The 21,855-nt window shown below is 71.2% G+C and carries 20 protein-coding genes and 1 tRNA gene; 11 read left to right on the top strand and 10 right to left on the bottom strand.

Translation table 11 applies throughout. The features are described 5' to 3' along the window. The first annotated feature begins 5 nt into the window (after positions 1-5). A complete protein-coding gene (locus ACXN5W_RS06490; RefSeq protein ID WP_473157232.1) occupies positions 6-1,592 on the top strand; it encodes an FAD-dependent oxidoreductase in 1,587 nt (528 codons plus the stop codon). Here the strand turns inward: ACXN5W_RS06490 and ACXN5W_RS06485 are convergent. Continuing rightward, the gene (locus ACXN5W_RS06485; protein ID WP_473157231.1) at positions 1,525-1,758 is read right to left on the bottom strand and encodes a hypothetical protein; all 234 of its coding nucleotides are present in this window, start codon (positions 1,756-1,758) and stop codon (positions 1,525-1,527) included. The genes ACXN5W_RS06490 and ACXN5W_RS06485 overlap by 68 nt on opposite strands. Positions 1,759-2,020: 262 nt before the next feature. On the opposite strand from ACXN5W_RS06485, the gene ACXN5W_RS06480 reads away from it, so the two are divergent. Then, positions 2,021-2,677, top strand: a complete 657-nt coding sequence (locus ACXN5W_RS06480) for a hypothetical protein (RefSeq protein WP_473157230.1) — start codon at positions 2,021-2,023, stop codon at positions 2,675-2,677. Positions 2,678-2,916: 239 nt separating this feature from the next. Continuing rightward, positions 2,917-3,522, top strand: a complete 606-nt coding sequence (locus ACXN5W_RS06475; protein ID WP_473157229.1) for a hypothetical protein — start codon at positions 2,917-2,919, stop codon at positions 3,520-3,522. Between the two features lie 322 nt (positions 3,523-3,844). Here the strand turns inward: ACXN5W_RS06475 and ACXN5W_RS06470 are convergent, their stop codons facing one another. Continuing rightward, the gene (locus ACXN5W_RS06470) at positions 3,845-4,087 is read right to left on the bottom strand and encodes a hypothetical protein (RefSeq protein WP_473157228.1); all 243 of its coding nucleotides are present in this window, start codon (positions 4,085-4,087) and stop codon (positions 3,845-3,847) included. A 565-nt stretch (positions 4,088-4,652) separates the two neighbouring features. On the opposite strand from ACXN5W_RS06470, the gene ACXN5W_RS06465 reads away from it, so the two are divergent. Next, positions 4,653-4,793, top strand: a complete 141-nt coding sequence (locus tag ACXN5W_RS06465) for a hypothetical protein (protein WP_473157227.1) — start codon at positions 4,653-4,655, stop codon at positions 4,791-4,793. Positions 4,794-4,868: 75 nt separating this feature from the next. On the opposite strand, the gene ACXN5W_RS06460 is transcribed toward ACXN5W_RS06465, so the two are convergent. Continuing rightward, a tRNA-Thr gene (locus ACXN5W_RS06460) sits at positions 4,869-4,945 on the bottom strand. A gap of 364 nt (positions 4,946-5,309) precedes the next feature. On the opposite strand from ACXN5W_RS06460, the gene ACXN5W_RS06455 reads away from it, so the two are divergent. After that, positions 5,310-6,401, top strand: a complete 1,092-nt coding sequence (locus ACXN5W_RS06455) for an ABC transporter ATP-binding protein (RefSeq protein ID WP_473157226.1) — start codon at positions 5,310-5,312, stop codon at positions 6,399-6,401. A gap of 183 nt (positions 6,402-6,584) precedes the next feature. Here the strand turns inward: ACXN5W_RS06455 and rlmB are convergent, their stop codons facing one another. Together rlmB and cysS are read right to left on the bottom strand one after the other, a co-directional pair. After that, positions 6,585-7,721, bottom strand: a complete 1,137-nt coding sequence (gene rlmB / locus ACXN5W_RS06450) for a 23S rRNA (guanosine(2251)-2'-O)-methyltransferase RlmB (protein WP_473157344.1) — start codon at positions 7,719-7,721, stop codon at positions 6,585-6,587. Beyond that, a complete protein-coding gene (cysS, locus tag ACXN5W_RS06445; RefSeq protein WP_473157225.1) occupies positions 7,721-9,136 on the bottom strand; it encodes a cysteine--tRNA ligase in 1,416 nt (471 codons plus the stop codon). Before cysS ends, rlmB begins: the two co-directional genes overlap by 1 nt. A 68-nt stretch (positions 9,137-9,204) precedes the next feature. Here cysS and ACXN5W_RS06440 point away from each other — a divergent pair, with 68 nt between their 5' ends. After that, positions 9,205-9,852, top strand: coding sequence for an IclR family transcriptional regulator (locus ACXN5W_RS06440; protein WP_473157224.1), 648 nt, complete (start codon positions 9,205-9,207; stop codon positions 9,850-9,852). A gap of 36 nt (positions 9,853-9,888) precedes the next feature. Here ACXN5W_RS06440 and ACXN5W_RS06435 read toward each other — a convergent pair whose 3' ends face one another. Both ACXN5W_RS06435 and ACXN5W_RS06430 read right to left on the bottom strand, forming a co-directional pair. Then, entirely contained in the window at positions 9,889-10,896 is a 1,008-nt protein-coding gene (locus tag ACXN5W_RS06435) for a fibronectin type III domain-containing protein (RefSeq protein ID WP_473157223.1), read from the bottom strand. A 271-nt stretch (positions 10,897-11,167) separates the two neighbouring features. Continuing rightward, on the bottom strand, positions 11,168-12,568 hold the full coding sequence (locus ACXN5W_RS06430) for a class II fumarate hydratase (protein ID WP_473157222.1): 1,401 nt from the start codon (positions 12,566-12,568) through the stop codon (positions 11,168-11,170). Between the two features lie 309 nt (positions 12,569-12,877). Here ACXN5W_RS06430 and ACXN5W_RS06425 point away from each other — a divergent pair, with 309 nt between their 5' ends. Next, positions 12,878-13,396, top strand: coding sequence for a hypothetical protein (locus ACXN5W_RS06425; protein WP_473157221.1), 519 nt, complete (start codon positions 12,878-12,880; stop codon positions 13,394-13,396). Positions 13,397-13,458: 62 nt separating this feature from the next. Here ACXN5W_RS06425 and ACXN5W_RS06420 read toward each other — a convergent pair whose 3' ends face one another. The 3 genes from ACXN5W_RS06420 to ACXN5W_RS06410 all read right to left on the bottom strand — a co-directional run bounded on the left by ACXN5W_RS06420 (position 13,459) and on the right by ACXN5W_RS06410 (position 17,393). Then, positions 13,459-15,129, bottom strand: coding sequence for a fumarate hydratase (locus ACXN5W_RS06420; RefSeq protein WP_473157220.1), 1,671 nt, complete (start codon positions 15,127-15,129; stop codon positions 13,459-13,461). A gap of 161 nt (positions 15,130-15,290) precedes the next feature. Continuing rightward, positions 15,291-16,718: an outer membrane protein assembly factor BamB family protein gene (locus ACXN5W_RS06415; RefSeq protein ID WP_473157219.1), complete on the bottom strand. Its 1,428-nt coding sequence runs from the start codon at positions 16,716-16,718 to the stop codon at positions 15,291-15,293. Positions 16,719-16,898: 180 nt separating this feature from the next. Next, positions 16,899-17,393, bottom strand: coding sequence for an Lrp/AsnC family transcriptional regulator (locus ACXN5W_RS06410; RefSeq protein ID WP_473157218.1), 495 nt, complete (start codon positions 17,391-17,393; stop codon positions 16,899-16,901). A gap of 128 nt (positions 17,394-17,521) precedes the next feature. On the opposite strand from ACXN5W_RS06410, the gene hppD reads away from it, so the two are divergent. The 4 genes from hppD (at position 17,522) to ACXN5W_RS06390 (ending at position 21,754) form a co-directional block, all read left to right on the top strand. Beyond that, positions 17,522-18,736: a 4-hydroxyphenylpyruvate dioxygenase gene (gene hppD / locus ACXN5W_RS06405; RefSeq protein WP_473157217.1), complete on the top strand. Its 1,215-nt coding sequence runs from the start codon at positions 17,522-17,524 to the stop codon at positions 18,734-18,736. Between the two features lie 169 nt (positions 18,737-18,905). Next, positions 18,906-19,982: an RDD family protein gene (locus ACXN5W_RS06400; protein ID WP_473157216.1), complete on the top strand. Its 1,077-nt coding sequence runs from the start codon at positions 18,906-18,908 to the stop codon at positions 19,980-19,982. Continuing rightward, positions 19,979-21,088, top strand: a complete 1,110-nt coding sequence (gene hisC / locus ACXN5W_RS06395; RefSeq protein WP_473157215.1) for a histidinol-phosphate transaminase — start codon at positions 19,979-19,981, stop codon at positions 21,086-21,088. The genes ACXN5W_RS06400 and hisC overlap by 4 nt, the downstream gene beginning before the upstream one ends. Before the next feature lie 111 nt (positions 21,089-21,199). Next, on the top strand, positions 21,200-21,754 hold the full coding sequence (locus ACXN5W_RS06390) for a hypothetical protein (protein ID WP_473157214.1): 555 nt from the start codon (positions 21,200-21,202) through the stop codon (positions 21,752-21,754). Positions 21,755-21,855 lie beyond the last annotated feature (101 nt).

The raw sequence follows: 21,855 nt of genomic DNA, 5'->3' as shown, positions 1-21,855 counted from the left end.
GGTGCATGGATCTGTCCCGACCGATGGGTCGGCTGCTCGGCGTACGGCCGGAGTGGGTGGACGTCGGCGGTGGCGGTGCGGCACGGGTGCCCGGCGAGGCCGCGGCCATAGTGGTCGGTGCCGGCATCGCCGGGATGTCCGCGGCCGTGGTGCTGGCCGAACGCGGGGTCCGGGTGACGCTGTTGGAGGGGCGGCCCTGGCTCGGCGGTCGGCTGGCGGCCTGGCCGGATCGGCTGGCAGACGGTACCCCGCAGATGGTGGAGCACGGCTTCCACGCCTTCTTCCGGCAGTACTACAACTGGCGGGCCGTGCTCCGCCGGATCGATCCGGAGCTGGATTTCCTCCGCCCGGTGCCCGGCTATCCGGTGCTGTCGGCGCGCTGGCCCGCCGAGGAGTTCGGCCGGCTGCCCGCGGCGCCGCCGCTGAACCTGCTCACCCTGGTCGCCCGCAGCCCCAGTCTGCGGCTGCGGGATCTGCGCACGATGGACGGTCAGGCCGCCCTGCCGCTGCTCGCGTACGACCCGGAACGCACGTTCGCCGAGTTGGACGGCACCAGCGCGGCGGCGTTGCTGGACTCGCTGCGCCTGCCGGACCGGGCTCGGGCGATGCTGTTCGAGGTCTTCTCGCACTCGTTCTTCAACCTTGAGGCGGACTACTCGGCCGCCGAGATGGTGGCGAACTTCCACTTCTACCTGCTCGGCAACCCGGAGGGGCTGGCGTTCGACGCGCCGTACCGGGACTACGAGGCGGCGATCTGGCAGCCGCTCGCCCGCTACGTCGAGGGGCACGGCGCGCGGGTGGTGACCGACCGGCCGGTGCGCGCGGTCGACCGGGCCGGCGCCGGCTGGCAGGTCCACACCGACAGTTCCGGGTACGTCGCCCCGCACCTCGTCCTGGCGCTCGACCCGCCCGCGCTGACCACCCTGGTCGGCGACTCCCCGGCGCTGGCCATGGCGCTGCCCGGCCTGGGCGCGCCGGACACCTTCCCGGCCGGCCCGCCGTACGCGGTGGCCCGTTACTGGCTGGGCGGTGACGTGCGGCGGGATCGGCCGATCTTCTCGGGCGTCTCCCGCCAGCCCACCCTGGACTCGGTGACCCTCTACCACCGGCTGGAGTCCGAGGCCGGCCGGTGGGCCCGGCGGCACGGTGGCGCCGTGATCGAGCTGCACGCCTACGCCTGCCCGCCGGGCGTGCCGGCCGAGGAACTGGCCGCGCGGATGCTGCGGGAGCTGGCCGCGCTCTGGCCGGAGGTGGCCGGGCTGCCGGTGGTCGAGCTGCGGGCCCGGGTGGAGGCCCAGGCACCGGCGTTCCGGCCCGGAGCCCACCCGGCCCGTCCGGGGGTACGCACCGGAGCGGCCGGGCTGTACCTGGCCGGCGACGGGATCCGGGCCCCGTTCCCGAGCGCCCTGATGGAACGTTCCGCCGTCACCGGCATCCTGGCGGCCAACGAGATCCTGCGGTCGTACGGCACCGCCACCGAATCGTTGCGGTCGATCCGGCCGCGTGGCCTGCTCGCCGACCGGGTTACCGGCCGACCGCCGCGTACCCCATCGCCGCGAGGCAGATCAGCACCACCACACCGCCCTTGGTGAAGGCCGCGCGGAGCAGGGTCAGCGCGGTCTTCCGGTACTTCGGGACGCTTGCCTTGGTGGCTGTGTAGTCACCCCAGGCGCGCCGCGCGGTGGCCCAGGACCTGCCGGCGGTGACGCCCAGTACGACTCCGATCACGAGCAGCACGACGGGGAGTGGACGGTCCATCGAGACATCTTCAGATAGCCGTCAGCGGTCCGACATCAGCCGTTCGGCGACTACTCAGAGATGCTGCCCGGAAACCGAAAAACGCGCCCCGAATCTGACTTTCAGCATCATTGCCGTTACTCGTTGTCATCGCTGTGCCGGGTCCACGTACCCCGCTGGTACGACCCGGAAAGTGGCTCCGTGGGGTGATCCGGCGACCGCGGATCCCGCCGTACGGTCCAGCCGTCCGGCAACCAGGATCACCCCCGTCCGAGGAGAAACGATGGTCAGTACCGAAAATCCGCGCCCGGCCCGGCCCGCACCGGGCCCACCGACCATGGGGCGGTCCGGATCCGCGTACCGGATCGGTCGTACCGTCGGATGGAGCGTGCTGTACTGCGCGGCACTGCCGCCGGTCGCCCTGGCCGCGAGCGGCGGCGCGCTGCTCGGCCGGCCGGCCACGGCGGCGGCCTGGTGGCGGTCCCTGTCGGCCCGGCTTCCCGGCGGGCCGGAACCGGTGGGCCAAGGGTCCCGGGGCCCCGGCCGGCCGGAACCGGTGGGCCCGGCGTCCCGGCCCGGCTGGGCCCGGTTCGTCACGCACGACCTGCTCAGCCTGCTGCTCGCGGCGGTCGCCCTCATCCCGCTGGGTTGCCTGGTGCTGTTCGTCGCCCGGGGAGTGCTGTACGGCATCGTGGATCCCGGACCGTACGACCATTCCTGGGGTGGCCCGGGTCGGGCCGGCGCCTGGCTGGCCCACTTCCTTGTCGGGGTGCCCATCATGCTCGCCGCCCTCGGTGCCGCCACCGGCCTCGCCGCCCTGCACCGACGGCTCACCCGCTGGATGGACGAGCGGCCGACCGGGCGGTGGCTCATCCCGGTGACGCTGCTGATCGGCCTCGCCGGCGGGCTGCTCTTCGTCGCCTGGCTCCGGCAGATCTGAGGACCCGCCCGCAGATCCAGGCCCGGCGGCAACTCCAGGCCCGGCGGCAGCTCCAGGCGCCTCAGGTTTCAGCTCCCCTCAGGTTCAGGTCCCACCCGCGCCTCAGTGGGCCGCCGGCGATGGCGCACCGCTGTTAGCCTCGCGGACAACCAGTACGGGGGCCGCCCCGCCGGCCGCCGCCGTCCCACGAACCATCCGTGGGCCCGGGCGAGGACGGCGCGTCGGATGAGGGAGTCATCATGTCCGCATCGTCGAGCACCGCCGCGCCAACGCCGATCCGGCTGGCCGCCACGCTACTGGCGTGCGCCGCTGCGCTGGCCGTGCTCGACTCCGTCACCTCGGTCATCGGCCTTCGGCATCTGGCTGCCAACGGTGACGCGCTGCTGAGCGTGATCGACGAGCCGGCGGCGGGCCGGCACATCATCGCGTCGATCCGCGGTGGACTCCAGAACACGCTCGCGGTCGCCATCCTGGCGGCGGTGCTGCTCACGCCGCTGTCCCTCGCGGTCCGCCGCCCGTCCAGCACGGCCCGCCGGCTGGTCTGGGTGTTGACCGCCGTGGCGTGGGCCGCGGTGTGCGGCGGGCTCGCCAATGGCCCTGAGATCGATTCGATCCCGGCCGGCGCCCAACCCCCGCCCGTCCAACAGGCCTGGCTCGCCCTGCTCCCCGGGTGGTACGACATCGTCCACGCCTGCACGGCGTTTCTGATCCTCGCCGCGACGGCCGGCGCCGCGCTGCTACTCACCCGGCGCGAGCTGGCTACCTTCTACGACGGCGGTCAGGAACCGGCAGTGCCCGGCGACCGCTGGTCGCACCTGCGCCGCGACGACGCCCGGCCCGGCTGACCCGGCGGCGCCACCCGGCCCGGCCGCGACGCCCAGTCCGGCCGACCCGGCGACGGAGCGCCGCGACGAAGGTCTCGGCGGTTCCTGGAGCCCTCGGCCGGGGATCGAACCGGCGACATCTCGCTTACAAGCTCGGTGCGCCCCGCCCGCCCTCGTTCGTCAACTCCACGGTCCTGGGCCGTAATCCGCTTCGAGTCGCTGATGGCTGCCCTCGTCTCGGTCGGTTGCTGTCACCGCCGCTGGCGGCCAGACGCCGTTGGCCCTGATCTGAGCATGGGGGACCCGCTGTGGCGCGTGCGGGTCCCCCGGGTGCCAACCGCTTCTATCGCTTCGGTAGGAGCTTGTGCAGGCTGGACGCAACGGTGAGGCTGGTCATGGTCAACATGACGAGACCGCCGGCGGCTCCGAGTCCGGTGCCCGCTCGTGGCTCGATGTTCGCGTAGCTGACCGCTCCTGCGAGTAGTCCTACCGTGAAGGCGATGGCGACGATGATGAACCCGCGTACGGAGATGAGATGACCTGGGTCGTCGTCGCTGGTTGGCGGATCAGAAGGGCGTTCTGACATACCCCTCCCCCTCGTGTCTCTGTTGGCCGCCATCGAAGCGGCAAACGCTTGCTACTCGGACAGTTCGGACCCCGACCCGGTCATGAGTGTCCACTTTGGTTACCGCCGCAGAGGACACCGAGCGCAAGGTTCCACGGTGGAAACGACCATCAGGGAGAGGGGGTTGCGGGGTATAACGATCACAGTTTCACATCTGAGGCATTCCGCCGTATGGAACTTGCACGTTGCGGATTTCGGTCTGCCTCGTTGCCCTTGTCAGAGGAAGAGCGGTGTCTCACTTGCGACCCTCGGACAGGGACGGCTCCCTTGTTACCGCAGGGGAGCCGTTCGTGGGCTTACCGGGCCGACCCGCCTCGCCAAGCCGGCCGGCAGGCAGGCAGCCAGGCAGGCAGGCAGGCAGGCAGGCACCCGATGATGGTTGATCGTCACGCGGGCACGGCGACCGCTTCGGTTCTGCCGCTGCCCGATGGCACCTGGGGTGGAGTTGCCGACGAGGTCCATCCGGGTGCAGTGCCCGCAGTGTGTCCGCCTGCATGATCTACGACACATCGTCGTATCGCCGCTGATGGAGTTGGGCGTTCCGCCGCATGCCGTCCAGGCCATCGCTCGGCACGCCGATGTGAAGATCACACTCGAGGTCGACGCTCACGCGAACCTTGACGCCACGCGCCAGGCGCTGGGCAAGCTCGACGGGCGGCTGTCATGAGCCGGTCGCTCTGTCAGCGCTGCTGTCAACCGACGGTCTCGCGGCGGCTTCCGCGCGGAAACCCCTTATGGTGCTTGGAGCCCCCGGCCGGGATCGAACCGGCGACATCTCGCTTACAAGGCGAGTGCTCTGGCCAACTGAGCTACAGGGGCGCTGTTTCGAGGCCAGCATAGCCACACATCTGCGCTTCGGAGGGCATCCATGGGCCGATCGACCAGGGACATTCTTCCCGGTAGCTGACCGGTCCACGCAGCGGAACCGTACTCCGACCGATTGATGCCCGACAGTAGGTGCCTGCCCGTTATGCCGGAGGCAGCCGTGTCTTGGGCTCGTCACACCGCCGTGGGAGCACCTTGGCAGCAAACGGGAAACCGTTTACGGTGCAGTGACACGGACGACACCCGCCGGCTCTCCCCGACCGCGAGCGGGCCGACCGTTGACCGGGGCAGCCGCCCTGGTCGCTCCTTCACTCGGATCGTCCGGCACGTTCCTGCCGGTGAAAGGAAGCGCCGCACCATGGCTACCGTCTCGTACCAGAAGGCCACCCGGATCTATCCGGGTACCGAGCGTCCCGCGGTCGACCACCTCGACCTGGAGATCGGCGACGGCGAGTTCCTCGTCCTCGTCGGCCCGTCCGGTTGTGGGAAGTCGACCAGCCTGCGGATGCTCGCTGGCCTGGAGGACGTCGACGACGGCTCGATCTACATCGACAGCCGGGACGTCACCCACCTGCCCCCGAAGGCCCGCGACATCGCGATGGTCTTCCAGAACTACGCGCTCTACCCGCACATGACGGTCTACGAGAACATGGCCTTCGCGCTCAAGCTGCGCAAGACCCCGAAGACCGAGATCGACCGGCGGGTCAAGGAGGCAGCGGCGCTGCTCCAGCTGGACGACTACCTCAACCGGAAGCCCAAGGCGCTCTCCGGTGGCCAGCGGCAGCGGGTCGCGATGGGCCGCGCGATCGTCCGGGAGCCGCAGGTCTTCCTCATGGACGAGCCGCTGTCGAACCTCGACGCCAAGCTGCGGGTCCAGACGCGTACCCAGATCGCGAGCCTGCAGGCCAAGCTCGGCATCACCACCGTCTACGTGACGCACGACCAGGTCGAGGCCATGACCATGGGCCACCGGGTCGCGGTGCTGCTCGACGGCGTACTCCAGCAGGTGGACACGCCGCGGGCGCTCTACGACACCCCGGCGAACGTCTTCGTGGCGGGCTTCATCGGCTCCCCCGCGATGAACATCAAGACCGTGCCGCTGACCGAGTCCGGCGCCGACCTGTCCGGTCTGCACGTGCCGCTGACCCGCGAGCAGGTTCAGGCGGCGCGCGGCGAGGGTGGCACCGGCACCGTGACCGTCGGCTTCCGGCCGGAGGACGTCGACCTGGTCGGCGCCGCCGACCAGGGCATGCCGATGATCGTCGAACTGGTCGAGGACCTCGGCTCGGACGCCAACGTCTACGGCCACGCCGACATCAACGGCTCCTCGGAGCGGTTCGTGGTCCGGACCGACCGGCGCACCATGCCGAACATGGGTGACACCGTGTACGTCAAGCCCCGCACCGGCCAGAACCACGCCTTCCACGCGGTGAGCGGCGTCCGCATCTGACGCCACCAGCAACATCGGAAAGGGGCGGTCCGCACCACGCGGGCCGCCCCTTTCCGGTACGTCGAACCCGACGATCCGCGTTGCCTGCGCACGACGGAGCCGCGCTCGGGCGCGACGGAACGACGCCGTCAACAGGGGCCCCTTCCTATACCGGAAACGATAAGAGGGGGCCCTTCCTTACACCTACAGCTCGGCGCGGCGGCGGGCGATCTCGGCGAGCGTCACCGCGGCGGCCACGCTGGCGTTCAGCGACTCCACCTCGGAGACCATCGGGATCCCCACCAGCAGGTCGCAGGTCTCACCGACCAGCCGGGACAGCCCCCGGCCCTCGGAACCGACCACCACCACCAGCGGGCCGACGGCGGCCTCCAGGTCGTACAGGCTGGTTTCGCCGTCGGCGTCCAACCCGACGACCGTGAAGCCGGCCTGCTGGCACGCCTTGAGCGAGCGGGTGAGGTTGGTCACCTGGCTGACCGGCACCCGCGCGGCGGCCCCGGCGCTGGTGCGCCAGGCGGTCGCCGTGATGCCAGCCGCCCGGCGCTCGGGCACGAAGACGCCCTGCGCGCCGAACGCCGCGGCCGACCGCAGCACCGCGCCCAGATTCCGTGGGTCGGTCACCCCGTCCAGCGCCACCAGCAGCGGTGCGGTCTGCTCCAGCGCCGCGGCCAGCAGGTCGTCGAGCGGCAGGTACGCGAACGGCGGCACCTGGAGGCCGACGCCCTGGTGCAGCACCCCGCCGGTCATCCGGTCCAACTCGGCCCGGCTGATCTCCAGGATCGCCATGCCACGGTCGGCCGCCGTGCGCACGATCTCGTTGATCCGGTCGTCGATCTCGATGCCCTGCGCGACGTACAGCGCGGTCGCCGGCACCTGGGTGCGCAGCGCCTCCAGCACGGGATTGCGGCCGAGGAGCAGTTCGGGGGTGTCCTTCGCGGGGTTGGAACGCCGGCCCGGTGCCACCCGTGGACCGGACCGGGTCGGGGTGCCCCGGCCGGCGCCGGCCGCGCCCCGGGCGGCGGTGCGCCCACCGGCCACACCCCGTCCGCCACCCCGGCCCCAGGTGGTGTCCTTGCTGCCGGGTTTGCCGATCTTGGGACTCCGTCCCTCCTCGGCGGCCGCCCGGCGCTCCTTCTCCTGCTTCCAGGCGGTGCGCTCGGGCAGCTTCTCCGTCCCCGAGTAGCCCTTGTGCCAGGGCCGTTCGTCCGCGGGCAGGGTACGGCCCCGGCCCGCCAGCGAGTCCCGGTTCTTGCCGCCGGACCCCTTGCGGGCGCCCTGCTTCGGTGTCAGTCGCCGGCCGCGGCGCTGCGAGTTGCCGGCCATCAGTCCCGTTCTCCGATCGTCCATCGAGGCCCCTGCGGGGTGTCCTCCACCACCACACCGGCCTGCTTGAGCTGGTCCCGCACCGCGTCCGCGGCCGGCCAGTCCTTCCGAGCCCGAGCCTGCGCCCGCTGCTCCAGTGCCAACGCCACCAGCGAGTCCACCACACCGTGCAGGTCGTCCGCCCGCTGGTCACCGGTCCAGGCCGGGTCGAGCGGGTCGAGACCGAGGATGTCCAGCATCGCCCGGGTGGTGGCCAACGCGGTCCGCGCGCCGGCATCGTCTCCGGCGGTCAGGGCCGAGTTCCCGTCCCGCAGCACCTCGTGCAGCACGGCGAGCGCGGCCGAGGTGTTCAGATCGTCATCCATCGCCGCCACGAACGGCGCCGGCAACTCGCCGGGCATCCCCGCGCCCACCCGCTCGGCGGCGCGCTGGACGAAGCCCTCGACCCGCCGGAAGGCCACCGCCGACTCGCGCAGCGCCTCCTCGGTGTAGTCGATCCGGGACCGGTAGTGCGCCGACACGATGTAGTAGCGCAGCTCGATCGGGCGGACCCCGAGCGCGGCGACGTACGCGAGGTCGAGCGCGTTGCCCGCCGACTTGCCCATCTTCACGCCGGCCAGGCTGAGCAGGCCGTGGTGGACCCAGTAGCGGGCGAACGGCAGCCCGGCGGCGTTCGACTGGGCGATCTCGTTCTCGTGGTGCGGGAAGATCAGGTCGAGCCCGCCGCCGTGGATGTCGAACTCGTCGCCCAGGTAGCGCCGGCACATCGCCGAGCACTCGATGTGCCAGCCGGGCCGACCGCGACCCCAGGGCGACGGCCAGTACGCGTCGGCCGGCTCCTCCGGCTTGACGCCCTTCCACAGGGCGAAGTCCCGGGGGTCGCGCTTGGCCCGGGCCGGCGCGTCGTCATCGGCCAGCATCGCGTCCGGCTGCTGGCCGGAGAGCGATCCGTACGCCGGGAAGGACGCCACGTCAAAGTAGACGTCGCCCGAGTCGTCACCGGCCGGATAGGCGTGGCCGGCCGCGATCAGCTCGGCGATCAGCTCGTGCATCTCCGGGATGTGCCCGGTCGCCCGAGGCTCGTACGTCGGGGGCAGCACGTTGAGCGCCCGGTAGTCGGCGGCCAGGATCAGCTCGTTGGTGTACGCGATCGACCAGAACGGGCGACCCTGCTCCACCGCCTTGACCAGGATCTTGTCGTCGATGTCGGTGAGGTTGCGGACGAACCGGACCTGGTACCCCGAGCGCGTCAGCCAGCGCCGGAGCACGTCATAGTTGACCCCGGAACGAAGATGACCGATATGTGCCGGTGCTTGCAGGGTGAGACCACACAGGTAGACCCCCACCTTGCCGGCTTCCCGCGGGACAAAGTCCCGCACCGATCTGGCGGCGGTGTCATACAGGCGTAGCGTCACCCGACAAGGGTAGCCGCCACCGTCACGGCGCGGTGAGCCGAGGCGAGCGCCGGCCGTACCCTGCGGGGATGGAGAAGGCGGCCCCGCGCGGCGAGTCGGCGCAGACCCTCGACCGTGGGTTGCGGCTGTTGCACCTGGTCGCGGAGACCCCGGCCGGGCTCACCGTCACCGAGGCGGCGGCGCGGCTCGGGGTCGGGCGGGCGGTGGTCTACCGCCTGGTCGGTGCGCTGACCGAGCACGGGATGGTCCGCCGGGACCCGACCGGGCGGCTCCGGCTGGGGGTGGGGATCCTCCAGCTGGCCCGCCGGGCGCAGCCACTGCTCGCCGAGGGCGCGCTGCCGGCGCTGCGCCGCCTGGCCGAGCGGGCCGGCGCGACCGCGCACCTGACCGTGGTCGAGGGCGGCGAAGGCGTCGCGCTGGCCGTGGTCGAGCCCACCTGGACGGCGTTCCACGTCGCCTACCGCACCGGCTCGCGGCACCCGCTGGACCGGGGCGCGGCCGGCCAGGCGATCCTGGCCGGCCGGGCCGGACTGTCCCGGCCGGTCACCACGAGCGGCGAGCTGCAACCCGGGGCGTACGGGGTGGCGGCGCCGGTGCTCGGCGTGCCGGGCCTGGAGGCCAGCGTGGGGGTGGTCGCTCTCGCCCCGCTGGATCCCACCACGGTCGGTGATCAGGTGCTGGCCGCGGCGGACGCCGTCGCTCGCGCCCTCGGCTGAGGGCACCGGAGCCGGAGCCGCCCGCACGGGACATCCCTAGGGTGTCCGGACCTCGATCGGCCGGCAGAACGCCGACGTGCCGGACTGGTTGGCCGCCCGGAGCCGATAGTGGTACGTCGTCGAGCGCCGCCCGGCATCGGTGAACGCGCGGCGCGGACCAGGCACGGCGACGGTGACCAGGTCGGTCTGGAAGTCCGGATCGGTCGCCCGGTGCAGCAGCCATCCGGTGACGACGCTACCCACGTCCTTGGACCAGCTGATCGTGACGGTGGCGGCGCCACCACGATCGGCGACCGCCCGGGCGACCAGCCCGACCGGTGGATCCGGGACCCGTGGCATGGTCACCGTCGCCACGTTCGACCAGGCGGACGTCGCGCCGAGGAACTGGGTACGGACCCGGTGGTAGTACGTGGTGTCGACGGCGACCGTGGCGTCCACCCAGCCGGTCGTCAGCGGGAGGGACAGCGTCACCAGCCCGGCGGTGAAGGTCGGGTTCGTCGCCCGCTGGAGCTGGATGCCCGTCGCGTACGAGTGGTTGCGCCAGGACAGCTCCACCCGCAGCGGACCGCTCGGGGCGACCGTCGCCAGCAGCCCGGCCGGCGGCGGCAGCAACGCCTTCGCCGAGGCCACGTCGGACCACGCCGAACAACCGGTCGGGCCCTCGGCCCGGACCCGGTAGTGCCGGGTCTCACCGGCGATCACCGGAGCATCGGTGTACGTGGTCGTGCTCGACAGCGTGGCCAGTTCGACCACCCCCGTGGTGAAGCCACGATCCGCCGCACGTTGCAGCCGGATCACCGTGGCCGCCGACCCGGTGACGTTGTCCGTCCAGGCCAGCATGATCGCCGGCGGCTGACTGGGCGAGCCGGGTACCGGCGTCGCGGACAGACCCGTCGGGGCCGGTGGCGCACTCCGGCCCGTCGGTGCAAGCGGTGCGGTCAGGTCGGTCGAGGTCAGCGGCGCGCGCTGGCCCGCCGGTGCCGGCGGCGGGCGGCCGACCGCTGGCGGCTGGAGTTCCGGGTTACCGATCAGCTTCTCGGACATGGGCCCGCTCCGTCTCCCGCGAGGCTCGGTCGCTCGAAGACCGCGTTGTCGCCTGACCGAGCCCGATCAGCAGAGGTGACTATCCGTAATCATTACAGCGCTATTTCGTCGTCTGCGGGATCGGTCGGAAACGACTACACCGGAGTGTAGCGACACAAACGGCTATACGGACAAATGGAACAATCCACCCACGAGCCCAGGGTGAATCCTGGACGTGAACCGCCCTGCGAACGGTTCACGTCCAAGATTCACATTCGAGCGGGGCGCGGCGTCAGGGGTGGGTCATCCGGAGCACGTCAAGAGCCTCGTCGAGCTGCTCCTCGGTCAGTTTGCCCGAGTCGATGTGCCCACGGCCGACCACCACCTCACGGATGGTCACCTGCCGGGCCAGGGCCTCCTTGGCGATCGAGGCGGCCTCGTCGTACCCCAACTGGCGGTTGAGCGGCGTGACGATCGACGGCGAACCCTCCGCGTACGCCAGGCAGACCTCCGCGTTCGCGGCGAGGTCGACCACGCAGCGGTCGGCCAGCAACCGGGCGACGGCGGCCAGCAACCGGATCGACTCCAGCAGGTTGCGGGCCATCACCGGGAGCATGACGTTCAGCTCGAAGTCGCCCTGACTGCCGGCGAACGTCACCGCCGCGTCGTTGCCGATCACCTGGGCGCACACCTGGCGGACCGCCTCCGGGACCACCGGATTCACCTTGCCCGGCATGATCGAGGAACCGGGCTGGAGGTCCGGAATCCGCAACTCCCGCAGGCCGGCCCGGGGGCCCGAGCCCATCCAGCGGATGTCGTTCGCGATCTTGTAAAGGCCCACGGCTACGGTCTTGAGCTGGCCAGACGTCTCAACCAGGGCATCACGCGCTCCCTGGGCCTCGAAGTGGTTGCGCGCCTCGGTGACCGGCAGGCCGGTCTGCTCCCGAAGCCTCTCGATCACCCGCGCCGCGAAGCCGAGCGGGGTGTTGATCCCGGTGCCGACGGCGGTGCCGCCCAGCGGCAGCTCGGCCAGCCGGGGCAGCACGCCCTGGATCCGCTCGACGCCGTACCGCACCTGCGCCGCGTACCCGGAGAATTCCTGACCGAGCGTGACGGGCGTGGCGTCCATCAGGTGGGTCCGGCCGGCCTTCACCACGGTGTCGAACTCCTCCGCCTTGCCCTCCAGCGCGCCGGCCAGGTGTTCCAGGGCCGGCAGCAGATCGTGGACGACCGCGTACGTGGCCGCCAGGTGGATCGCGGACGGGAAGACGTCGTTACTGGACTGCGACGCGTTGACCTGGTCGTTCGGATGCACCTCGCGACCCAGTTCCCGGGCCGCGAGCGTGGCGATGACCTCGTTCGTGTTCATGTTCGACGAGGTGCCCGAGCCGGTCTGGAAAACGTCGATCGGGAACTGGTCGTCGTAGCCGCCGTCGGCGACGTGCGCCGCGGCCGTCGCGATCGCCGCGGCCACCTCGGGGTCCACCACCCCCAACTCGGCGTTGACCTGTGCGGCCGCACCCTTGATCTGAGCGAGCGCGCGGATGTGCGCCGGTTCCAACCCACGGCCCGAGATCGGAAAGTTCCGCACCGCGCGCTGGGTCTGGGCCCGCCACAGCGCGTCGACCGGCACCTCGACCTCGCCCATGGTGTCGCGTTCGATCCGGAATCCGGCAGCCTCTGGAGTCGTCACGCCCTCCATCCTGCCCCGGTCGCGGTCGACCCGCAGGCGAGCGCGGATCCGACGGGTCGGTGGTTCACCGCAGGCGAGCCGCGAGAACAGCGAGAACCCTGCCAGGAACACCTGTCCGGGCTCTGGAAACGTTGCTCGATCGGCCGCCATCCCTGGATCGCGCTGGACGTGCAGAGTGCCGAGCTGGGATGCCCGTCAGCACGAATGTCCGCGAGGGCCGGCCGATTAGCGGGTGGACGGCAAGGCTTCGGTGCCCGTACGGTGCCTCGGCACACATTCACCTATCAGACTGTGAACGGGGACCTACTGATGCGACGCGCCACTCTGGCGATCACCCTGGCCGGCGTCCTGATCGGCACCGCCGCGTGTGGCGGCCAGAAGGACGACACGGCCGCCGCGCCGAGCTCGGCGACGACCTCGGCCGCGCCAACCAGCGCCGCACCGAGCCCGTCCGACTACACGGCGGACACCGAGAAGGTCTGCAAGGACCTCGAGAAGTCGCTGGACACCGGGCTCAAGAGCTTCGGCACCGAACTCGGCAAGATGATCGGCTACCGCCAGGCGGGCAACAAGGCGCTGGCCGACAAGGCCCGGACCAACGCCCAGAAGAAGGCCGACAGTCTGGCCACCACGGTCCGGACCAAGACCGCGAAGGCGCAGGATCCCGAGTTCAAGGCCGCCGGCGCGGAGGCCGCCGACAACATCGCCACGAGCGCCGACAACAAGGCGTTCTTCGACAAGATGAAGACCGTCAAGGACCTGGACAAGCTGGAGAGCGAGATCTCCGGCTGGGTCACGCCGCTCGCCGGCTACTGCTCCCTGAGCTGACGAAAGGAAGGGCCCCCTGTTATCGCTTTTTGTATAGCAGGGGGCCCTTCTTAACGGGCCGGTCAGCGGCGGCCGACGGTGAGGACCGGCTTGGTGACCTCGGCGAAGAAGTCGTTGCCCTTGTCGTCCACCACGATGAAGGCCGGGAAGTCCTCGACCTCGATCTTCCAGACCGCTTCCATCCCCAGCTCGGGGTATTCGAGCACCTCGACGTGCTTGATGCAGTCCTGGGCCAGCCGGGCCGCCGGACCGCCGATCGACCCCAGGTAGAACCCGCCGTACTCGGCGCAGGACCGGGTCACCTGGGCCGACCGGTTGCCCTTGGCCAGCATCACGTACGACCCGCCGGCGGCCTGGAACTTCTGCACGTAGGCGTCCATCCGGCCGGCCGTGGTCGGCCCGAACGAGCCGGAGGCGTACCCCTCGGGGGTCTTCGCCGGCCCGGCGTAGTAGACCGCGTGGTCCCGCAGGTACTCCGGCATCGGCTCACCGGCGTCCAGCCGCTCGGCGATCTTCGCGTGCGCGATGTCCCGGGCCACCACCAGCGACCCGGTCAGCGACAGCCGGGTCTGCACCGGGTACTTGGACAGTTCGGCCCGGATCTCGGCCATCGGCCGGTTGAGGTCGACGCGGACCACCTCCGAACCGGCGTCGAGCTGCCCGTCGGTGATGTCCGGCAGGAAGCGCGCCGGGTCGGTCTCCAGCCGTTCGAGCCAGACCCCGGACGGGGTGATCTTCGCTACCGCCTGCCGGTCGGCCGAGCAGGAGACCGCGATGGCCACCGGGCAGGACGCCCCGTGCCGCGGCAGCCGCACCACGCGCACGTCGTGGCAGAAGTACCGACCACCGAACTGCGCCCCGATGCCGAACTGCCGGGTCAGCTCCAGTACCTCGGCCTCCAGCTCCAGGTCCCGGAACCCGTGCCCGGTCATCGAACCGGCGGTGGGCAGGTCATCGAGGTACTTGGCGCTGGCGTACTTGGCGGTCTTGAGCGCGTACTCGGCCGACGTGCCGCCGATGACGATGGCCAGGTGGTACGGCGGGCAGGCGGCCGTGCCGATCAGCCGGAGCTTCTCCTCCAGGAACTGCATCATCCGGGTTGGATTCAACAGCGCCTTCGTCTCCTGGTACAGGTAGGACTTGTTGGCCGAACCGCCGCCCTTGGCCATGAAGAGAAACTTGTACGCGTCCGGATGCCCGTCCGGGTCCTCCGCGTACAGGTCGATCTGGGCCGGCAGGTTCGTCCCGGTGTTGCGCTCGTCCCACATCGTCAGCGGCGCGAGCTGCGAATACCGCAGGTTCAACCGGGTGTACGCCTGGTAGACGCCCCGGGCGATGGCCTCGGCGTCGGACCCGTCGGTGAGCACGTGCCGCCCACGCTTGGCCATCACGATCGCGGTGCCGGTGTCCTGGCACATCGGCAGCACTCCACCGGCCGCGATGTTGGCATTCCGGAGCAGGTCGAGGGCGACGAACCGATCGTTCGGCGAGGCCGCCGGGTCGTCGATTATCGACCGGAGCTGGGCCAGGTGGGCGGGGCGGAGGAAGTGCGCGATGTCGTGCATCGCCTCGGCGGTCAGCGCCGTGAGCGCGGCGGGTTCCACCGTGAGGAACCGCCGGCCTCCCGGCCCGTGTACGACGTCCACGCCCTCGTCCGTGACGAGGCGGTAATCGGTCCGGTCCGGCCCCACCGGCAGCAGGGGCGCGTAGGAGAAGTCGGCGGCACTGCTCATGAGGGGCAAGCCTAGGCCAGGCCGGTCGATCGGTGACAACCGACGGGTGGCGACCGCGACACTCCAGGTCAGGGTGGTGACGGATCTCGCAGGACGGCGGCCGCGGCACCCCGGTCAGGAGGGCGGTGACGGATCTCGCCGACGCGGCCGTGACACCCCGGTCAGGAGGGTCGGCAGATCTCGTTCTTCGGGCCGCCGCAACTCGATCCGGCCGGACTCGGCTGGCCGCCCGCGGGTGGATTGCCGACCGGACCGCCGGCGCCAGGTCCGGGCGCTCCCTGCACCGCGCCGAACCGGAGGTAGCCGATGTCCCGGCCGTCGCTGATCACCATCCCGGCCGGTCCGACGGCGAGCACCTTCGCCGTCGAATGCACGTTGACCAGCTCCCGGCCGGTCCCCGGGTCGAGCGCGATGATCCGGTCCGGGTCCTCGTCGACGACGACCGTGGCGTACGGGGTCAGCGCGACCGAGCCCTTCGGGTTCACCTGTCGGGTCCACTTGACGGACGAGAAGGCCAGCTCGTGCGCGTTTACCGAGGCCCGGTCCGCGGACCGGGCGAGAGCGTACCGGTCGTCGACCGCGAGCAGCTTCTCCCCGGCCGCCCCGGTCCAGAGCTGCCGTCCGTCGTACGCGTCGAGGACCGTTTCGCGGGCGTCGCCGGAAACCCCGACGATGACGTTCTGGCCGCCCTGCGGGTTCTCCCGCTGGGCACAGCCGGCGCCGTCGGCGGTCCGCAGGTTGAGGCCGGTCCGCTGCCACACCTGTTGACCGGTGGCCGGGTCGGTGGCGGTCACGGTGAAATAGCAGGTGCCGTCCGCCGAGCGGGCCTGCACCCGCAACACCCGACCGCCGACCACGACCATCCGGTCCTCCTGGGACGGCTTGGTGTCCTGCACCGTCCTGCCGGTGGCCGTGTCCACCACGACCATCCGGCCGTCCACCGGCAGGCCGAGCAGGGCCGGCATCAGCTGCGGCCCGGCGGCGTGGTCGTCCACCTGTCGGGCGTTGACCGGCCGGGGAGTCAGGCCCTTCGGGCTGTCCGCGGTGAGGCCGGTGCTGACGCCCGGCACGTAGGTGCTCCACAGCGGGGTGCTGCCCCGCGGGTCCCAGGCGGTGAGCGTGCAGTCCGTGGAACTGCTGCACCGGGCGTCCAGCAGCGCGTTGCGGTACGCCCAGACGGCCACCGCGGAGGTGTCCTTGCGCCGGACCGCGCCGCTGGTCGGGTCGAGCAGGTCGTACCCCTTGGTCAGCAGCTTGCCGACGGCGATCACGGCGTCCGGACCCTCACCGGCCACCGCGGCCCAGTCGGCCTTACGCTGCCAGAGCTGGACCCCGGTGGCCAGGCTGCGCGCCTCGACCACGGTGCGTTCCTCGACGACGAGGGCGTCGCCCGCGATGGTCGCGCTGGTCGGAGTGCCGCCGACCTGCTGCTGCCAGGCCGGCGCCGGGTCGGAGAGCGACCGGCCGGAGCTGGCCCAGCTCCAGATCTGGGGGAACGGATTCCACACCCCGGTGGCGGCCAGGATGACGATCGCCACCAACGCGAAGGCCAGCCAGCACTTCACGCAAGGGCCGTTCCCCTTCGCCACCGGATCACCGTAGCCAAGTTCACCAACATCCGTGGAACCACCTGGGCGTGTCGCGCTTGTTTCCCGGCGGCCAGGGGTCTCTGGGTTCCGCCGGCCGGGTTTCCGCCGACCTCGCCCACTCTGGGCGGTCAGGCTTGATCCCGACGTGGGCGAGGTCGGCGGAAACCCTGTGCGGGTAGGTCAGGGCGTTACCGCGCCGGCCGAGCGGACCAACGGCAGGGTGCGGTACGGGATCTGTTCGGCCAGCGCGATCAGGCTCGACGACCGGGTGATGCCCTCGTACGACACGACCTGGTCGATGACCCGTTGCAGGTCGGTGTTGGACCGGGCCACGATCCGGCACAACAGGTCGCTCGCGCCGGTGATGGTGTGCGCCTCCAGCACCTCGGGGATCCGGGCCAGGTGCCGGGTGACCGCCTCGTGACCGTGCCGCTGGCTGATCTCCAGGGTGACGAACGAGGTGACCGCGAACCCGATCGCGGCGGGGGCGATCTCCGGGCCGAATCCCCGGATCACGCCCCGGGCCAGCAGCTTGTCCAGCCGGGCCTGCACCGTGCCGCGGGCCACGCCGAGTCGCCGGGAACACTCCAGCACCCCGATCCGGGGTTCCGCCGCGAGCAGATCGACGAGACGGACATCTAGCGGATCGAGCTGGTCAATCTGTACAGCAGTCATGCCGGATCACCATACGGAATGTGCAACATGACCACCAGATCAGCCGACGGTTGCCCAGGCGTCCGGCACCCGCGATTCTCGCCCCAGGACGCCGCCCACGAAGCGGGCGCCAATCGGAGGGAGTCGCGATGACCCAGGCGATCGATCGGCCGACAGTCGGCGGAGCGGGCGACGAGGTGGATGTCGACGAACTTGTCGGCGCCGTCGGCCACGACATCACGCACGACCCGTTCCCGGTCCGGGGCCTCGACCACGTGCGCTTCCTGGTCGGGAACGCCAAGCAGGCCGCCCACTACTACTCCACCGCCTTCGGGATGACCTGCGTGGCGTACCGGGGGCCGGAGCAGGGCTACCGCGACCACGCCGAGTACGTGCTGACCAGCGGCTCGGCCCGGTTCCTGGTCACCGGTGTGGTCCGACCGGACGCCCCGGGCGCCGAACACGTGGCCCGGCACAGCGACGGTGTGGACGACATCGCGCTCGAGGTGCCGGACGTGGACGCCGCGTACGCGCACGCCACGGCGCAGGGCGCGACCGGCCTGACCGAGCCGCACGACGTCAGCGACGAGCACGGTACGGTCCGGATGGCGGCCATCGCCACGTACGGCGACACCCGGCACACCCTGATCGACCGGTCCCGGTACACCGGCCCGTTCCTGCCCGGTTTCGTGGCGCGGGGCCCGATCGTGGACCGCCAACCGATGATCTCCGCCGGGATCCAGCCGAAGCGGTTCTTCCAGGCCATCGACCATGTGGTCGGCAACGTCGAGCTGGGCCGGATGGACGAGTGGGTCGAGTTCTACCGGCGGGTCATGGGCTTCACCAACATGGCCGAGTTCGTCGGTGACGACATCGCCACCGATTACTCCGCGCTGATGTCCAAGGTCGTGGCGAACGGCAGCCGGAAGGTCAAGTTCCCGCTGAACGAGCCGGCGATCGCCCGCAGGAAGTCGCAGATCGACGAGTACCTGGAGTTCTACCAGGGTCCGGGTGCCCAGCACATCGCGGTGGCGACCAACGACATCATCGCCACCGTCGACGCGATGCGGGCGGCCGGTGTCGAGTTCCTGGACACTCCGGACTCCTACTACGACGACCCGGAACTGCGGGGCCGGATCGGCAAGGTCCGGGTGCCGGTCGAGGAGCTGAAGTCCCGCAAGATCCTGGTGGACCGGGACGAGGACGGCTACCTGCTCCAGATCTTCACGAAGCCCGTGCAGGACCGGCCGACGGTGTTCTTCGAGCTGATCGAGCGGCACGGTTCGCTGGGCTTCGGCAAGGGCAACTTCAAGGCGCTGTTCCAGGCCATCGAGCGCGAGCAGGAGGCCCGCGGCAACCTGTGACGAGCCCGTACGTCGGCCCGGCGGTCGGTGACGACCGTCGACGTACCCACCGGTTCGCGGCCGTCACGAGTCGCCGACCGGTGGGTACGGATGGACATGGGACGCCGCACCAACCGCTCGACGGGTGGCGCGGATAGGGTGCCAGCGTGAGAATGTCGAGGTCCGCGCCGTGACGGTGCAACCGGGCTGGTACCGCGATCCGGCCGAGCCGACCACCCAGCGTTACTGGGACGGCGAGGGCTGGCTCGGCGAGCCGCTGCCCGCGGACGCCACCCCTCCCCCGGGCCCGCCCGCCGAACCCGAACCCCAGCCGGAACCCCCGGCCACCGCCGGCGGACCGGCCGGTGTCCCGACCGCGCCGGGTTCCGAGCCGACCGGCTCGACCGGCCAGCCCACGACGGGTGGACCGCCGGGCTGGACCGGTGGACCGCCACCGGGTTGGACCGGTGGACCACCGCCGGGCTGGACCGGCCCACCACCCGGTGGACCGCCCCCCGGTTGGACCGGCGGACCGCCCCCCGGCTGGACCGGCGGACCGACCGGTGGACCACCGCCCGGCTGGACCGGTGGACCACCGCCCGGCTGGACCGGCGGACCACCGCCCGGTTGGACCGGGAGTCCCGTCCCGCCCGGATTCCGGTTGCCCGAGCCCCGGCCACACGGCCTGGCGCTGGCCGCGCTCGGCCGGCGGCTCGCCGCCCGCCTCATCGACATCGGCGCCCTCCTGCTGCTCAACCTCTTCGTCAACGGCTGGTTCATCTGGCGGTACGTCCAGGAGGTCGCGCCGGTCTACCGGGAGATCTTCCGGCGGTCGCTGGCCGGTGACTCGTCCACGGAAAACCTGCCGCAGGCCGGCGAGCAGGCCGCCGGGCTCCAGATCGCCATCCTGCTGATCCTGGTGGCGCTCTGGTTCGCGTACGAGGTACCGGCGTTGGCCACCACCGGCCAGACCTTCGGCAAGCGGGTGATGGGCGTCCGGGTCGTCTCGCTGGGCGCCGATCCGGGGCTCACCTTCGGCCGCTCGATGCGCCGGTGGAACGTCCTCGGCGGTATCCCGGTCTTCCTGTGGGTCTGTTGCATCGGTTTCGTCATCCAGTTCATCGACAGTCTCTATCCCGTGTTCGACCAGCCGCTCCGACAGGCGTTGCACGACAAGGCGGCGCAGACCGTCGTGGTACGGATCCCGCGCGCGGTCACCCCCGCACCGAGCGGTGCAGGCACCAGTCCCCCAGGAGGTTCCGAATGACCACCCCCGGCGAGTCCACGCCAGTCGTCCGGCTCACCCGCGCCGACCTGGACGCCCTGCCGAACTACGTGCCCGGTCGCAGCCCGGCCGACCTGGCCCGGGAACTGGGTCTGCCGGAGGCGGTGAAGCTGGCCAGCAACGAGGTGCCGTACGGCCCGCTGCCCGGCGTGGTCGAGGCCGTGGCCGAGGCCGCCGCCACCGCACACCGCTACCCCGACATGGGGGTGGTGGCGCTGCGCGACACCCTCGCCGGGATGCTCGACGTCGACGCCCAGCGCATCGCCACCGGCTGCGGCTCGGTCGCGCTGGCCGAACATCTGGTCCGCACCACCTGCGTGCCCGGCGACGAGGTCGTCTACTCGTGGCGGTCCTTCGAGGCGTACCCGATCATCGCGGCGACCAGCGGCGCGACCAGCGTGCGGGTCCCGAACACGCCCGAGCACGGGCACGACCTGGCGGCCATGGCCGCGGCCGTGACCGACCGGACCCGGCTGGTGCTGGTCTGCAACCCGAACAATCCGACCGGGACCAGCCTGCGCCGGGCCGAGTTGGACGCCTTCCTGGCCGCGGTGCCGGCCAGCACGCTGGTGGTGCTGGACGAGGCGTACCGGGAGTTCGTCACCGACCCGGAGGTGCCGGACGGGCTGGTCGAGTACGGCGACCGGCCCAACGTCGTCGTGCTGCGCACCCTGTCCAAGGCGTGGGGCCTGGCCGGGCTGCGGATCGGCTACCTGATCGGGCAACCGGACGTCGCCGCGGCCGTCCGCAAGGTGGTGACGCCGTTCTCCACCAGCGCCGTCGCGCAGGCCGGCGCGCTGGCCGCGCTCGGCCAGGCCGAGGAGGTACGCCGGCGCTGCGCGCTGGTGATCGCCGAACGGGACCGGGTGACCGCCGCGCTGCGCGAGTTGGTGCCGGACGTGCCGGAGAGTCAGGCCAACTTCGTCTGGCTGCCGCTGGGCGACCGATCGGTGGACTTCGGCCGGGCCTGCGAGGCGCGCGGGGTGATCGTCCGGCCGTTCGGCAACGACGGCGTACGGGTCACCATCGGTACGCAGGTCGAGAACGATCTGTTCCTGGCGGTGGCCGAAGCCGCTTTGAAGGGCTAAATAGCACATCGTCCGATTCGTGCCTTAAAGGCACTGTTGCCCCGATAAGCTGAGGCACGATGGCGTGTTTGCGCGCCACCTGACCGAAGCTTCGAGAACGGGGTAACACCAGTGCGTACTGCCAAGATCTGTACCGCGGCCGCCGCCGCGGCCGCGATGATCGGAATCGTCGCGGCCCCGGCCACGGCCGCAACGACCGACAGCACAACGGTGACCTTCGAGGTACTCGTCGGCACCCTCGACATCGACGCCCCCGCGACCGCCGACCTCGGCACCGGGGCGCCGGGCGACGACATCACCGCCCAACTGGGTGCGGTGACCGTCACCGACTCCCGGGCCGCGGCGGACGCCTCCTGGGAGGCCTCGGTGACCTCCACGGTCTTCCAGACCGGTGGCGGCAGCCCGCCGGAGACCATCCTGCCGGCCGAAATCGACTACTGGTCGGGGGCGGCGACGGCAACCACCGGTGACGGCACCTTCACGCCGGGCCAGGCGACGTCCGCCGACGCCGAGCCGCTGGACAGCACCACCCCGCTCACCGCGTTCACCCACGCCGGAGGAACCGGCGGCAACACCGCCACCTGGAATCCCACCCTGATCGTCCACGTCCCGCTGGACAGCATCGCGGGCATCTACACCGGCACGGTGACACATTCGGTGGCCTAGCCGCCGGGGCCGGGGGGGCAGTCCAAACCGAACCTCGCCTCTTGTCCCCTCGGAACCCAGCCTCTTTCACCCCCCGTCATCCGCAGGAACCACCAGCACAA

The organism is Plantactinospora sp. A48, from assembly GCF_055793945.1.
The sequence above is the reverse complement of the archived record's forward strand: the minus strand, read 5'-3'. Positions and strand labels throughout refer to the sequence as shown.